We start from the raw sequence: 14249 nt of genomic DNA, 5'->3' as shown, positions 1-14249 counted from the left end.
CTACTCCCCCGCGAGACGTTCGGTGCGCGAGTTCAAGGCCTTGACGAACACCTCCGGGATGTCGCGTGGATCCTCGGCGACATAGCTCGTTCCGCCGGTCGCAGCCGAGATCTGCTGCAGCGCAACCGGATCTGCGTCACTGGTGACGCCGACGGTGATGATCACGATGGGGCGCACCGGATCCTGTTCCTTCTGCAGCGACGCCAGCAGCTCGTCGAGGGAGATACTGCCCTCGTCTTCGTTGGCACCGTCGGTCAGGATGATGACGCTGTTGACGTAGTCGGGGTCGTATCCCTCCTTGACCCGCCGGAATGCAGCCAACGTGGTGTCGTAGAGCCCCGTTCCGCCGCCGACGAGAGCCGGAAGCCCCCGGATCGAATCGAGAATGGCGTCGCGCTGCGATTTTCCGTTGAACGTTCCGTCGGCCTTACCCATGGGCACCAGTTCACGGTGGTCCTGCTTGCCACCACCGAGACCGATCGAGAACGCCCACAACCCCATCTGCGTCTGATCGCTGAAGAGCGAGTTGGCACCTACCGACGCGTCCACGGTCAGCGCGATGCGGGTGGAGTCGCCCGATTTCGCGGCCATCGAACCCGACACGTCCTCGACGACAAGGGTGCGCAACGGCAGTGCCAGCACGGCCCAGTCCCGCAGCGTCGTCTCGATGGACAGCGGGTTCTTGATCTCGAGCGACGCGACGGACCCGACGCCTCGACCGTCGGGAAGCGGTGTGCCACTCGATGTTCGGAAGCCGGCTGCGACCAGGGTCTCAGCGGCAGACGCGGTGGCGAGAACCGAGCCCAGAGCGGCTCCGGCCTGCTTGACGCGGTCGTATTCGGGGCCGGCAGGCGCGGTCACGGCCAGCGGGTAGTTGAGGAAATAGCTGCCGGTCGGCGGAACCGACTCGGTCAGTCCCGATCCCGGATTGTCGGCCTCGTACGCAAGCAGTGCCTGCTCGGTCGCCACGCTGGTGCCACCCTCGGCGGCCACCTGGGCCACCAGATCCGGGGTGTCGTGTGGAGTGTCCGCGATTCGTCCGAAGTCCTGAGCCATCGGGACCAGTGCCGCCGACACGGCCTTGGCGTCGGAGATCGCCACCTCGGATTCGGCCAGCGCACCGAGGATCGCGGCATTCGAGGCGCTGCTGGTCAGGGGATCACCGATGCGTTGCCCGGGAAGCTGGAGCACGCTGAGCCAGGTATCGGTCACCGGCGCGGCATCGGACTTCGAGACCAGGACCGGCAGCGTGTTCGCGACGGAGGCCTTGGCCAGCTCGGGAAGCGCACCGGTCGAGCGAAGAGTCTTGAGCAGCCACAGTGTCGAATCCGGTATCCACAGGTCCGGGCGATTTTCGGTTCCGGCGATCTCGGTGGCGGTGTCGGCGGGTCGTTCGGGGCGAACCTCGAAGTTCACGCAACCACGATCGAACTCGGTGGCCTGCGCGAGAATCTGCTCGACGGGCTCGGCGATGGAGGTGTCCACGGCGAGCGAGACGGTGTCGACGGAATCGCAGGAATCGGCACCGGACGCGCGGACGGCCTGAACGCCGAACCAGCCACCGACCACGACGACGACTGCCACCAGCGCAAGCACCGACCAGATCGCGGCCGAACCGAACCGCCGAGCACTACCGCTGTGACGTCCCGACATCGATGCAACCCCCTGCTCGGCCCCCCGCTGCACTCACAGGACGAGTGCAAGCGCACGCGCCCTCAGAAGTGACGCGACGCACAGCATAGTAGCCCTCTCAGCGACCGGAGCGACTTCTCAGCGCATTGACGAAAACGTTCGGGATCTCCGCGGGATTTCGTGCAACGAAGCTCGTACCGCCCGTTGCCGCCGAGATCTGTTGCAGCACACCGGCATCGGCGTCATCGGTGATGCCGATCGTGACGATGACGACCGGCCTGGACGGGTCCTGCTCCGCACGCAGAGTGGACAGCAGCTCGTCGAGCGCGATGCTGTCGGGGTCCTCGTTGGTGCCGTCGGTGAGGATGATGACGCTGTTGACCGCGTCGGGATCGTAGCCCTGCTGCACCGTGCGGAACGCTGCCAACGTGGTGTCGTAGAGACCAGTACCACCTCCGACCAGGGCCGGAAGCGTTCGAGTCTGCTGCAGCAGCACCTCACGCTGCGTGGTGTTGCCGACTTTTTCGTCCATTCGCCGGATCGGTGCGAGCTCACGGTAGTCCTGCGATTCGCCGCCGAGTCCGATCGAGAATGCCCACAACCCCATCGACGCGTTGTCGGGGAACAGTCGATTTCCGGTTTCGCTGGCCTGCACCGTCAGTGCGATACGTGAATCGGCCCCGGCGCTGTAGTTCATCGATCCGGAGACGTCCTCCATCACCAGCGTCCGCGACGGCAGCGCCAACACCTGGTACTGACGCAACGTCGACTCGGCGGCCTGCTGGTCGGCGATCGTCAGAAGCGTCACGTCACCGATCCCGCGATCGGAATCGAGGGGTGCGTTGTCCGCGGAGCGGAACCCGGCTTCGGACAGAGCCCGCTGCCCCTGTTCGGATTCGATGGCCGTGGCCAGTGCCGTCCCGACGGATTTCGCGGTCTCGTGTCGATCCCCTGTGGGCTCGGTCACGGCCAGCGGAAAGTTGAGGAAGATGCTGCCCGTCGGTGGCACCGTCGCGCCCAGTTCGACGCTGTTGTCCTGCTGGTAGGCCAGGAAGGCCTGCTCGGAGACCACTGCGACACCGCCATCGGCAACCAGATCGTCCAGCCGTACCGTCGGATCGGCCTCACCGCGAGTGGCGGCCTGGGCCTGAGCGATGGGGACGAGCGCCGCTCCGACCGAGTCCAGGGCGCTCTCGTCCGATCCGGCCTCGGCCACCGCCCCCAGGATGGCCGCATCGGACGTGGTGTTGGTCAGCGGGTTACCGATGCGCAGACCTTCGAGCTTCAACGCGGTGAGCCAGGTGTCGAAGAACGGCACCTCGTCCTTGCGGGCCGCGAGCACAGCCGGGGTGCCGGCCACCGACTGACTCGCCAGGTCGATCAGCGACGCGGTGGACCGCACGGTCTTGCCGATCCAGAGCGAGGAATCCGGAATCCAGAGAGAGGGAACATCGTCGCCCTTGGCGACCGCAGCCGAAACCTGACCGGATTCGGTTGCGGTGACCTCGATCCGAGCGCAACCGAGACTTTCCGTGGACGTCTCGTCGACGATCTTCTGCAGCACCGGCGCGATGGCAGGGTCCGCGGCCAGAGAGTAGGACGCGGGATCGCCGCACTCGGAACCGAAAGCCTTCTGCGCGACGACCACGCCGCCGCCCACCACGAGAAACAGGGCCACGGCCACGACGCCGTACTTGGCGAACCCTCTGTTGCTCGTCGCGGACGACGGGGCACTGTGTCTACCGGGCATCGCGGGCTCCTACTTCACTGGTCGTTCCACAGGCTCCACCCCTGCCGCGTCAGGCGTAGATCTTGACGAACGTCTTCAGCGAGTTCTCGATGTCGCCCTTGAGAGCGCGTGCGACGCCGGACCCGATCGGACCGAACAGCGGCGCGCCGCCGAGGTTGACGTCGATGGTGATCTCGGAGCCGTCACCCTTGGATTTCACGGACAGGTTCAGGCCGATCTTGACCCCGCCCTTACCTTTGCCCTCGAGCTCGAGCTTCTTCGGCGGGTCGTAGGACTCGATCTTCCAGGACACCCGGTTGCGCATGCCCTTCACGCTGGCGACGGAGTCCAAGGTGGTGCCCACGGCCAGCTGCTCGGGCAGCTCACCGCGCCACGCTTCGTGGATGGAGAGCCACTGCTCGTATCCGGACAGATCGGACGCGTGCGCCCACGTCTGCTCGGGGGTGAGTGGGACGTCGAGGGAAACCTTCAGCTTGGCCACAGCAGGGATGGTAACCGCTACACGAAAAATGTCCGTGTGAGGCCTTGCTCACACGGACATTTTCGGTGGAACCTGCTATCGACTAGTGAGCGCTGGCCTTCTCCGCACCGATACCGGTGAGGGAGCGAACCTCCATCTCGGCCTGCTTGTCGGTGTTCTCGGTGTCCTTCGAGATCAGTGTTCCGACGATGCCGAGGATGAATGCCAACGGGATCGAGACGATGCCGGGGTTGGAGAGCGGGAACCAGGCGAAGTCCGAGCCGGGGACCATCGACGTCGGCGATCCGGAGACGGCCGGGGAGAAGATGATCAGCACGATCGTCGAGATCAGGCCGCCGTACATGCTGAACAGTGCGCCGGTGGTGGTGAAGCGACGCCAGAACAGCGAGTACAGGATGGTCGGCAGGTTCGCGGCCGCAGCAACGGCGAACGCGAGTGCCACCAGGAAGGCGATGTTCTGCCCGTTGGCGAGGATGCCGAGGCCGATGGCCAGGACGCCGATGACGACGGCGGTGATCCGCGAGACCTTGACCTGCTTCTTGTCGTCGACCTTGCCCTTCTTGATGACGCTCGCATAGATGTCGTGAGCGAACGACGCCGAGGCGGTGATCGTCAAGCCGGCGACCACGGCGAGGATGGTCGCGAAGGCAACCGCCGAGATGACGCCGAGCAGGATCACGCCGCCGAGCTCGAAGGCCAACAGCGGAGCCGCGGAGTTCTGACCGCCGGCCGAGGCCAGGATGCGGTCGGGTCCGACGATCGCTGCGGCACCGTAGCCGAGCACCAGGGTGAACAGGTAGAACGCACCGATGAGCGCGATGGCCCACACGACGCTGCGACGAGCTTCCTTGGCGGTGGGCACCGTGTAGAAGCGCATCAGCACGTGCGGCAGACCCGCGGTGCCGAGCACGAGTGCGATACCGAGCGAGAGGAAGTTGATCTTCGAGGTGGCACTGCCGCCGTACTGGGCACCTGGCTCGATGACGTCACGGGCTGCGACAGCCTCGTTGGCCGATCCGGCCACCATGGTCTGGGCGCTGCCGAGCAGTTCGGAGAAGTTAAGGCCGAACTTGGCGAGAACGAGCACCGTCATGAACGCCGCACCCGCGATGAGCAGAACGGCCTTGATGATCTGGACCCAGGTGGTGCCCTTCATGCCGCCGATGAGCACGTAGGCGATCATCAGCACACCGACGATCGCGATGACGATGGACTGTCCGGTGCGGTCGGAGATGTCGAGCAGCAGTGCGACGAGTCCGCCGGCACCGGCCATCTGAGCGAGCAGGTAGAACAGCGAGACGGTCAGGGTCGACAGCGCGGCCGCGGTGCGAACCGGGCCCTGCTTGAGCCGGAAGCTCAGTACGTCCGCCATCGTGAATTTGCCGGTGTTCCTGAGCAATTCGGCGACGAGGAGCAGCGCGACGAGCCAGGCGACGAGGAAGCCGATGGAGTACAGAAAGCCGTCGTAGCCGTAGACGGCGATGGCACCGGCGATACCGAGAAAGCTTGCTGCCGAGAGGTAGTCACCGGCGATCGCGACGCCGTTCTGCGGTCCGGAGAATCCGCCGCCTGCGGTGAAGAACTCCGCGGAGGTCGCGTTCTTCTTCGATGCTCGAATGACGACGGCCATCGTGATGATGACGAACGCACCGAAGATCGCGATGTTGACGAGCGGTTCACCGACTGTTGTATCGGCGGCCTGGGCTAGTAGATGAGTGGAGCCTGCGGAATGAATCAGCGATGTGGTCACGACTTGGCTCCCTGGGAGGCTTCCATCTCGGCGCGCAGGGCTGCGGCGCGAGGATCGAGTTCACGGTTGGCGAACTTCACGTAGATGCCCGTGATGGCGAACGTCGTGACGAACTGGCCGAGGCCGAGCAGCAGCCCGACGTTGATGTTGCCCCACACCTTGGTCGACATGAAGTCGACCGCGTAGGTGCTCAGCAGCACGTAGATGACGTACCAGACCAGGAAGAACCCGGCCATCGGGAACACGAAGCTACGCAGACGACGCCGAAGTTCCTGGAACTCTGGACTGGCCTGCATGTCGACGAACGCTTGCGCGTCCGGTGGCGAATTGGTTTCCGGTGCGGTCACCTTGGACTCCTGAAGTAGATGTGAGCTGTAGCTGAATCGGAACAGTAATGAGAGTCAGGTCACAAAATCAGGAGGTGGTGTCGATCACACGATGGGAAGCGGGAGTGTGCGACGAGCGGTCGAGAATGGCAGTTGAGCGGCGGCGGGAGTGGAGCCTGCGGAATGACCCAGTGAGGGAGTGGAGCCTGCGGAATGACCCAGTGAGGGAGTGGAGCCTGCGGAATGACCCAGTGAGGGAGTGGAGCCTGCGGAATGACCCAGCGGTCTCAGAGTTCGCGCTCGCGATCTTTGCCCATGTCGAGGCCTTCGGGCAGGTGCAGTCGCGCGAAGATGCGGGAGATGTCGGACGGTACGGTTTTTCGGGTGGCGAGGCTGACGGCGATCATCGCGGCGAAGGCGACGGGCACGCTGACGGCGGCGGGGTAGCCGAGAATCGCTGCCGCCCAGCCGCCGAGGACGCCGTCGGAGATGGGGGTGACGACGGAGATCGACGCGGCGACGAGGGAAATGCCGCCGCCGAGGAACAGTCCGGCTGCCGCTCCAGCCGCGGTGAGTCCGCGCCACCAGATGCCCAGTACCAGCAGGGGGCACAGGGTGGACGCGGCGACGGCGAAGACGAGCCCGACGGTGCGCGAGAGGTCCAGGGAGACAACGCCGATCGACAGCGCCAACGGCACGGCACCGGCGAGAATCGCGGCGACGCGGAAGTCTCGGACCTTGCCCGAGAGAACGTCGGTACTGAGCACCCCGGCGATGCTGACCAGCAGACCGGATGAGGTCGACAGGAAGGCCGCGATGGCACCGGCGGCCACGAGCGCGGCCAGCAGTTGGCCCGGTATTCCGGACAGCACCGAGCCGGGCAGCAGCAGCACTGCGGCGTCGGATGCTCCGGTGATCAGCAATTGCGGCACGTACAGCCGGGCGAAGACGCCGAGCACCGTCGGGAACAGGTAGAACATGCCGAGCAACGCCAGGACGGTGAGCGAGGTCAACCGCGCCGCTCGGCCGTCCGGGTTGGTGTAGAACCGCACCAGCACGTGCGGCAGGCCGAGGGTTCCGAGGAACGTGGCCAGAATCAGCGAGTAAACCTGATAGAGCGGATGCGCTCCGCCCAGTCCCCCGCCGGGCATCGCCCACGCTCGGTCGGTGGTCGGCGCGCCTGCGACGACGGGAACGGGCGATCCGGCGTCGAGCGTCAGCAACGTGCCCGAGCCCAACCGATGTTCGCCTGCGTCCAGTAGGACTCGCCCGTCGACGCTCTCGTCGTCGAGGGTTCCCGCCACCGACACGACGATCGGCGAATCGACCTGCACGAGAACGTCGGTGGTGATGTCGACGACGGTCTGCTCGGACACGGTCGGTGGGGCGGGGCTGCCGACGCTACGGTCGTCGGCGAAGAAGTGCACGGCCAGCACCAGTGCCGGGATGGCGATCGCGGTCAGTTTGAGCCAGTACTGGAAGGCCTGGACGAAGGTGATCGAGCGCATGCCACCGCCGACGACGTTCGCGATGACGATGAGCCCCACCGCCAGGGCCCCGACCCACCCCGGCACCCCCAACAGAATGTTCAGCGTCAGGCCTGCGCCTTGGAACTGCGGCACCAGGTACAGCGCGCAGATGACCACGACCACCAGCATCGCCACGGTGCGCAACCATGGTGCGCCGAGCCGGAATTCGACGAAATCGGGCACCGTGTACGCGCCGCTTCGACGCAGCGGAGCCGCAACGAACAGCAGCAGACCCAGGTAGCCGGCGGTGAACCCTACCGGGTACCACAGCGCATCGGCTCCGTATTTCGCGATGAGCCCGGCAACCCCGAGGAACGATGCAGCGGAAAGGTATTCACCACTGATGGCGGCGGCGTTCCAGCGTGGACCGACGCTTCGCGAGGCCACCAGGAAGTCGGAGGTGGTGCGTGCCAACCGAACTCCGTAGATACCGATGCCCACGGTGGCCAGCGCGGCCGCGAGCAATGCGATCACCGTCGCGATCGGAATGGACCCGTTCACCGAATCCGCCCCTGCTCGCCATGCCCTGCACGGGAACGGCGCACTTCGCGGACGGTAGCGAAATCGACGACATCTCGGGTGGTGCAGTGGGACGATCTACCGATGCAGTGGACGAGCGCCACCTGATGTCCGTGACGGCAGCCGTCTCTGCGTGTCTTCCGTTGGCGGCCGGGGCGCTGATCGCACACCTGCCCACCACGGCAATGGCTGCCGCCCTGGCCACACTCAACACCGGTTCCGTGCTCGCTCGGTTCACCGCCGGATGGCTGGTCGGCGTCACGGTCGTCGCGACGGCGGGCTTGGTGGTCGTGGACACCGCGGTGGTGGCCTCGGACTCGTCCGCCTGGGTGCGGTGGTTGAGAATCGCGCTCGGCGTCGCTCTGCTGATCCTGGGTGCCCGCAAGCTGATCGAGCGCGTACGACACGGCCCGGCCCGCGAGGAACCGGGATGGGTGGACAGAGCACGTCGCCTCGACGGTGGCAGGGCATTCGCGACCGCGTTCCTCCTCGGATCGGTCAATCCGAAGAGTGTGGTCATCGCACTGTCGGCCGTGGCGGTGATCGTGGACGCATCCTCGGCCGTGGCCGTCCAAGCGGCGGCTCTCGTGGTGTTCGTGGTGGTGTCCAGCGTCGGTGTCGCGGCACCCGCACTCGCGTTGCTCGTCTTCCGCGACCGTGCCCGCCGGCCACTGAACGCGATCGTCGACGGATTCATTGCGCACAGTGGCCTCGTTCTGGCCGTGATCCTGTTGGGCCTCGGCACGTACATGACACTGAACGCCCTCTGATCCCTCGGCGACGTCAATCATCGGTCAAGGCGGTGAAGTCCTGCTCGTTGCGTTCGGCTCGACGCGTGTACACCCAGCCGACACCGAACAGCAATGGATAGATCGCCACCCCCAGCACCAACCACGGCAGACCGATACCGAACGGCGCGACGTCGGTGAAGCGGGCGAGGAGCATGCCCAGCAACGGAATTGCGAACAGAATCGACAGCGTCATCACCGCCAGGCGCACCGACAGCAACAGCTGCGCGCGAACCAGGCTGCGAACCAGGGCGTCGCCGACCTCGGTCTGCTCCTGCACTTCGACGCGGGTGCGCACCATCCGTGCGCCGCGACGTTGCGAGAGCACCACCCGTTGTCGGTGCGGCTGGCTCACTGCCGATCCCTCGTCACCGAGACGACCACGATTGCAACGGACCGCGGACCAGTCTGTCCTTGAGTTCTCTGGCGTGCCGTCGGCTCACCGGCAGTTCGCAGGCAGCAAGGTTCCCGCTGGCCCGCAGGCACACCACCAGACCAGAACCGACGCTGCGGATCCCCGTGACCAACCGCAGCGAGACCAGGTAGGAGCGGTGCACACGCAGGAATCCGGCATCGGCCCAACGACTTTCGAGAGCCGAGATGGGTATGCGCACCAGGTGTGAGCCGTTGGAGGTGTGCAGTCTCGCGTAGTCGCCGTCGGCTTCGACCCACGCGACCGACGACCGGTGCACCAGGGTGGTGGTTCCGCCGAGTTCGACGGGAATGACCTCGTCGGCCGAGGTGTCCGCGGACTCAGCGGGTCGACGCCGCGCGAGCAGCACCCGGCGCAGCGCCTCGGTGAGCCGATCCTCCCGCAACGGCTTGAGCAGATAGTCGACGGCACCGAGGTCGAAGGCAGCCAGTGCTCGGTCGTCGTGGGCGGTGACGAACACGACCGCGGGGGGCCGCGCGAATGCCGACAGGATGCCGGCCAGTTCGAGACCGTCGAGCCCGGGCATGTTGATGTCGAGGAAGACCGCGTCCACCACTGGTTGCCCCGGGGCGGCGGTGTTCTGGATCTGCCGTAGGGCAGTGGTGGCGTCCTGCGCTGTGAATACCTCGGCGACGGTCTCCTGCTGGCGCAGCAGAAACGCGAGTTCGTCCAGCGCCGGGCGCTCGTCGTCGACGGCGAGGACGACCAATCCGCGGCCGGGGTTGTCTTTGGCAGCCTGAGTCATGCCCGCACTCCCGGCCTGAATTTGGGCACCCGCATGCTCACTTTGGTGCCTGCGCCCGGTGCGGTGTCCACTACGAGACCGTAGTCGTTTCCGAAGGCTGCCCGCAGCCGATCGTCCACGTTGGCCAATCCGACATGGGCCGCGTCCTCGGTGTGCAGGCTTCCCGAGCGCAACACCTCGGGGTCCATCCCCACACCGTCGTCCTCGATACTGATCACCGCGTCGGTGCCCTCGTCGGCGGCGATGATCGTCACGCGGCCGCCGTCGGCCTTACCGGACAGGCCGTGCCGGACGGCGTTCTCGACGAGCGGCTGCAGCGCGAGAAACGGCAGGGCGACGCCCAACACCTCGGGCGCGACCTGCAACGTGACCTGCAGGGAGTCGCCGAAGCGGGCACGTTCGAGCGTCAGGTACCGATCGATGTTGCGCAGCTCGTCCGCGAGCACTGTGAACTCTCCTGCGTTGCGGAACGAGTATCGGGTGAAGTCGGCGAACTCGAGCACCAGCTCCCGCGCCCGATCCGGGTCGGTCCGCACGAACGACGCGATCGTGCCCAATGCGTTGTAGATGAAGTGCGGACTGATTTGTGCGCGCAGGGCCCGCACCTCGGCTCGGTCCAACCGCGCCCTCGACGCATCGAGTTCGGCGAGCTCGATCTGCCCGCACGCATAGCGCGCGACCTCGGCGATGGCACCGAGCATGCCGGGCCCGGGCTCGGCCACGACAGCGGCCCCCAACACCCCGACCACCGGAGACTCGTCGACGACCAACGGCTGCACCACCAGCGCTCTGACCTCGTGGATCGACCCGAGCGGCAGACGTACCAGGACGCGCCGCTGCCCGTCCACCGCCCGCTTCGCCGCCTCGACGAATGCCGGTGTCAGCTCGTCCCACGGCCCGTCCCAGGCCAGCAGCGAACCGTCGGGATCGCAGATGCCCAGTGCGTCCGCACCCGTCAGCACCCGCAGATGCGGCGCGGCGGCGGCGGCCGAACGAGCGTCGAGACCGTCGCGCAACGGCTTGGCCGCCAGCGAGGCGGTGTGCAGGGTGGCGTGGACGGCCCGCTCGGCAGGTGTGGTGAGGTCACGTCGACCGCGCAGGCTGATCACGGCGATCACCGAGACGATCACGGCCACGATCACCGCCAGTGCCGCCAGTGCCGCGGTCATCGCGCGCACGTGGTCGAGGTGGGCACGTTCAGGAAGCGTTCGACGAGCCAGTCGACTCCGATGCCGTTGGCGGCCAGTTCGGCATGGCCCTGCTCCGGTTCGGAGCGAAGCTCGACATCGTCGCCGAGTGCGCAGGCCCGCGCTACCGCGTCGCGGGTCCACCGGGGATCGATGAGGTCGTCGCGTTCGCCGACCAGGACCATCAGCGGTACCCCGGTGCGAGTGGTCGGTAGCGCCACCGATTCGAGCCACCGCGTCATCCGATCCGACGCCTCCTCGGAGTCCGGGAGAGCATCGGCCGGATCGAGGACGGCTCCGGCGTCGGCCTTGGAGAAGCCGAGCAGGTCACTGCAGGCGGTCAGTGCGGTCACGTTGTCGGCGAACGTGCCGCGGATGTAGTCGGAGCGTTCGGCACTCGGATCCGCGGTGCGCAGACCCTCGTAGAGATACGGCACCAGCAGCTGACGCGGCACGCTCTGCTCGGTCTCGGGCGCGAAGAATCGCGTCAGATCAGCCGTGGGCGAGAGCGCCGCGGCTCCGACCAGTTGCAGACCGCCGCCGTAGTTCTCGTTGCGCTCGGCTGCCGCCCAGACTGCTTGTCCGCCTTGGGAGGTGCCCACTGCACCCCACCTGGTGCCGACGTCGGGGACCACGTTGCGGGCCGCGCGGACCGCGTCGATGACGTCGTACGCTGCGGCGTCCCGGTCGAGGTAGGCGGGATCACCCGCCGTTCCGAGGCCCTGGTAGTCCGTCACCACCACCACTGTGCCGCGTTCGAGGAACGGCGTCACCAGGCCGATGGTGCCCAACAGATTCGGGTACAGCGAGGGCGCACACTCGTCGGTGACGCCGGTGGTTCCGTGCCCGACGGAGACGATCGGCCAGCCTCCAGGCGGCGCAGACCCTTTGGGCACGAACACCGTTCCCGAGGTTTCCGTTCCGCCTCCGGTGACCCCGTCGGTGGTGCGGTAGACGATTTTCGTGGCGGTCGCGCCGAGGTAGGCGACCCCGATGTCGACCTGACCGAGCAGCATCGACGACACGATCTCACCGCGTTCCGAGCCCTCGGGTGCCGGAGCGGAGCCCGCGGACTGCACGGGGGCCGGGTCGACCGATTCGGCGGCGGGAGTGCTGCACGCGGCAAGGGCGAACACCAGTGCCGCGGCGACCACCGGTCCGGTCGACCTCACTGTCTCTGCGCTCCTACATTGCGTTCGTCTACGTCGTGCGTCGTGCGATGCGGGCTTCCGCCGCAATTTCTTCCACGTCCAAGCCATTCAACACTGCCCGCAGAGCTTCGTCCTCCAACTCCCCCGAGTCGCGGGCCGCGATGAGCGCCGCCCGCTGCGCGACCAGGACGTTGTGCCGCAGCGAATCGAACAACGCCCCTGCCGCCGCGATCCGCTTCTCGCGATCCTCGGTCTCGTCTGCATCCAATCGAGCGCGCACCGAGCGTCGGACGCGCTCGATCACCTCCGCGACACGTTCGCTGTCCACTCCTGGAATTCCGTCCTTCGCCGCGCGCTGGAGATAGTCCTCCGCCGCGGTACGGGCGATGGCCTGCGAAAGCAGCCGCTGATTGTCGTTGCGCTGTTGCTCGAGTGGATCTGCGACGTCGAGTCGACGGATCAGCAGCGGAAGCGTCAGCCCCTGCAGCAGCAACGTCCCGACCGCGACGACGAAGGCCACGGCCTGAATCACTGCGCGACCGGGGAATTCGTCGCCTAGCACGGTGGTCAGCGGCACACCGGCCGCCGCAGCGAGCGTGACCACCCCACGCATGCCCGCCCACGAGAGCACGAGGTTCTGCTGCCACGTCAATCCGGCTTCACCGGTCGCAGATCGTCGAAACAGCTTACGAAGCAATATGTCTCGACCGGAGTTTGCGAAGATCCACGCTGGACGCACCGCTATGACCGCGACGAGCACCAGCACCGCAAAGGCGAACACGTGGTGGACCGGCAACCCCTCACGCTGAACCTCTTCGATGACGAACTTCAGCTGTAAACCCATGTAGGCGAACACGAATGCTTCGAGCAGAAGATCCAGAGTTGGCCACACCTGCCGTTCCTGAACCCTCGTGGACACCGAGACGTCGGCAGTGACGCGGCCCAGAACGAAGCCTGCCGTGACGACGGCGAGCACACCGGAGGCATGAATTTCCTCGGCCGCCAGATAGGCCGCGAACGGTAGGACGAGTCCGAGCACAGTCTCGAGCGCCGAGTCCGCGATGCGATTGCGGACGAAACGAACGAGGCGCGAGAGGACGAATCCGACCAGCACACCGCCGACGATCTCGTACAGGAAGAACAGCACCGGTGAGCCCAGTTCGATTCGACTGCCCGTCACCGACGCGACGGCCAGGGTGAACAGAGTCAACGCGGCCGCGTCGTTCACCAGGGACTCGCCGGTGAGGATCGCCATCATCCGCGCGGGCAGACCGAGCTTGCGGCCGACGGCGACAGCGGACACTGCGTCGGGCGGGGCGACGACGGCACCGAGGACCAGAGCCGCACCCAAGGTCAGCTCCGGGATCAGCAGATTGGCGAACCAGCCGACGGCCACCGTCGTCACGATCACCATGACCAGTCCGAGCCGAAGGATCTGACCGAGGTTTCGCCTGAACGTGACGAACGAGAAATCCAGCGCGGCGGAGTACAGCAGCGGCGGAAGCACCACGCCGAGGATCAGCTGAGGCGACAGGCTGACGTGCGGCACCCCGGGAACGAACGAGGCGATGGAGCCGACGGTGACCAGGACGAGCGGGACCTGCAGATCGATGCGCCTGGCGAAACCGGCGACTGCGATCGCGAAGATGACTACGAGAAGAAGAATCGGTCCGTCCACCCCGACGATTGTGCCGTCAGCCGCACCCCGGGGTACGACCGACGGCCACGATCACCGATGCGGGAGACCGAAAGGTCCTACTTGTCCGGAATCGCCTTCTTGACTGCGTCCTGAACCTTGTCGACCTTGTCGGAGTACTTGCCGCCGGTCTTGTTGTCGATGAAGTCCCCCGCCTTCTCCACGACGTCGTCGATCTTGTCCGAGTTCTCGGCCGCAAGGTCCTTGCCCTTGTCGACCATGCCCTTCAAATTGTCTGCGAAGCCCATGAAACTCTCCTGCC

13 protein-coding genes are annotated in these 14249 nt (G+C 66.3%); 1 reads left to right on the top strand and 12 read right to left on the bottom strand.

The window, feature by feature from the left end:
- The 6 genes from AB0362_RS20935 to AB0362_RS20910 all read right to left on the bottom strand — a co-directional run bounded on the left by AB0362_RS20935 (position 1) and on the right by AB0362_RS20910 (position 7969).
- Positions 1-1653, bottom strand: coding sequence for a substrate-binding domain-containing protein (locus tag AB0362_RS20935; protein WP_317532609.1), 1653 nt, complete (start codon positions 1651-1653; stop codon positions 1-3).
- Positions 1654-1750: 97 nt separating this feature from the next.
- Positions 1751-3382, bottom strand: a complete 1632-nt coding sequence (locus tag AB0362_RS20930; protein ID WP_317532608.1) for a substrate-binding and VWA domain-containing protein — start codon at positions 3380-3382, stop codon at positions 1751-1753.
- Positions 3383-3431: 49 nt separating this feature from the next.
- Complete coding sequence (locus AB0362_RS20925) at positions 3432-3863, bottom strand: SRPBCC family protein (RefSeq protein WP_317532607.1); 432 nt, start codon at positions 3861-3863, stop codon at positions 3432-3434.
- 82 nt (positions 3864-3945) lie between these two features.
- The gene (locus AB0362_RS20920) at positions 3946-5613 is read right to left on the bottom strand and encodes a cation acetate symporter (RefSeq protein ID WP_262498252.1); all 1668 of its coding nucleotides are present in this window, start codon (positions 5611-5613) and stop codon (positions 3946-3948) included.
- Positions 5610-5909, bottom strand: a complete 300-nt coding sequence (locus AB0362_RS20915; RefSeq protein WP_032378306.1) for a DUF485 domain-containing protein — start codon at positions 5907-5909, stop codon at positions 5610-5612. The genes AB0362_RS20920 and AB0362_RS20915 overlap by 4 nt, the downstream gene beginning before the upstream one ends.
- Before the next feature lie 317 nt (positions 5910-6226).
- Positions 6227-7969 (bottom strand): cation acetate symporter, encoded by a 1743-nt coding sequence (locus AB0362_RS20910; protein WP_317532606.1) that lies wholly within the window; start codon positions 7967-7969, stop codon positions 6227-6229.
- 20 nt (positions 7970-7989) lie between these two features.
- Between AB0362_RS20910 and AB0362_RS20905 the strand changes: the two genes are divergently transcribed.
- The gene (locus tag AB0362_RS20905; RefSeq protein ID WP_317532605.1) at positions 7990-8757 is read left to right on the top strand and encodes a GAP family protein; all 768 of its coding nucleotides are present in this window, start codon (positions 7990-7992) and stop codon (positions 8755-8757) included.
- Positions 8758-8770: 13 nt separating this feature from the next.
- Here the strand turns inward: AB0362_RS20905 and AB0362_RS20900 are convergent, their stop codons facing one another.
- The 6 genes from AB0362_RS20900 to AB0362_RS20875 all read right to left on the bottom strand — a co-directional run bounded on the left by AB0362_RS20900 (position 8771) and on the right by AB0362_RS20875 (position 14235).
- Positions 8771-9076 (bottom strand): hypothetical protein, encoded by a 306-nt coding sequence (locus tag AB0362_RS20900; RefSeq protein ID WP_231893895.1) that lies wholly within the window; start codon positions 9074-9076, stop codon positions 8771-8773.
- A gap of 67 nt (positions 9077-9143) precedes the next feature.
- Complete coding sequence (locus tag AB0362_RS20895) at positions 9144-9953, bottom strand: LytTR family DNA-binding domain-containing protein (RefSeq protein ID WP_094639503.1); 810 nt, start codon at positions 9951-9953, stop codon at positions 9144-9146.
- Positions 9950-11122, bottom strand: a complete 1173-nt coding sequence (locus tag AB0362_RS20890) for a histidine kinase (RefSeq protein ID WP_094639800.1) — start codon at positions 11120-11122, stop codon at positions 9950-9952. Before AB0362_RS20890 ends, AB0362_RS20895 begins: the two co-directional genes overlap by 4 nt.
- Positions 11119-12312 (bottom strand): alpha/beta hydrolase, encoded by a 1194-nt coding sequence (locus AB0362_RS20885; protein ID WP_317532604.1) that lies wholly within the window; start codon positions 12310-12312, stop codon positions 11119-11121. The genes AB0362_RS20890 and AB0362_RS20885 overlap by 4 nt, the downstream gene beginning before the upstream one ends.
- Positions 12313-12340: 28 nt before the next feature.
- Entirely contained in the window at positions 12341-13969 is a 1629-nt protein-coding gene (locus AB0362_RS20880) for a Na+/H+ antiporter (RefSeq protein ID WP_317532603.1), read from the bottom strand.
- A gap of 77 nt (positions 13970-14046) precedes the next feature.
- A complete protein-coding gene (locus tag AB0362_RS20875; protein WP_068051116.1) occupies positions 14047-14235 on the bottom strand; it encodes an antitoxin in 189 nt (62 codons plus the stop codon).
- Positions 14236-14249: the final 14 nt, after the last annotated feature.

This window comes from Rhodococcus sp. NPDC079359 (assembly GCF_040702585.1).
Lineage (GTDB): Bacteria > Actinomycetota > Actinomycetes > Mycobacteriales > Mycobacteriaceae > Rhodococcoides.
This window is presented reverse-complemented; position numbering and strand designations above follow the sequence as displayed.

Excerpts from the sequence above, each read along its gene's own strand:
- AB0362_RS20935 (WP_317532609.1), bottom strand. The coding sequence starts at position 1,653 with ATGTCGGGACGTCACAGCGGTAGTGCTCGGCGGTTCGGTTCGGCCGCG.
- AB0362_RS20930 (WP_317532608.1), bottom strand. The coding sequence starts at position 3,382 with ATGCCCGGTAGACACAGTGCCCCGTCGTCCGCGACGAGCAACAGAGGG.
- AB0362_RS20915 (WP_032378306.1), bottom strand. The coding sequence starts at position 5,909 with ATGCAGGCCAGTCCAGAGTTCCAGGAACTTCGGCGTCGTCTGCGTAGC.
- AB0362_RS20905 (WP_317532605.1), top strand. The coding sequence starts at position 7,990 with ATGCCCTGCACGGGAACGGCGCACTTCGCGGACGGTAGCGAAATCGAC.
- AB0362_RS20900 (WP_231893895.1), bottom strand. The coding sequence starts at position 9,076 with ATGGTGCGCACCCGCGTCGAAGTGCAGGAGCAGACCGAGGTCGGCGAC.
- AB0362_RS20895 (WP_094639503.1), bottom strand. The coding sequence starts at position 9,953 with ATGACTCAGGCTGCCAAAGACAACCCCGGCCGCGGATTGGTCGTCCTC.
- AB0362_RS20890 (WP_094639800.1), bottom strand. The coding sequence starts at position 11,122 with ATGACCGCGGCACTGGCGGCACTGGCGGTGATCGTGGCCGTGATCGTC.
- AB0362_RS20875 (WP_068051116.1), bottom strand. The coding sequence starts at position 14,235 with ATGGGCTTCGCAGACAATTTGAAGGGCATGGTCGACAAGGGCAAGGAC.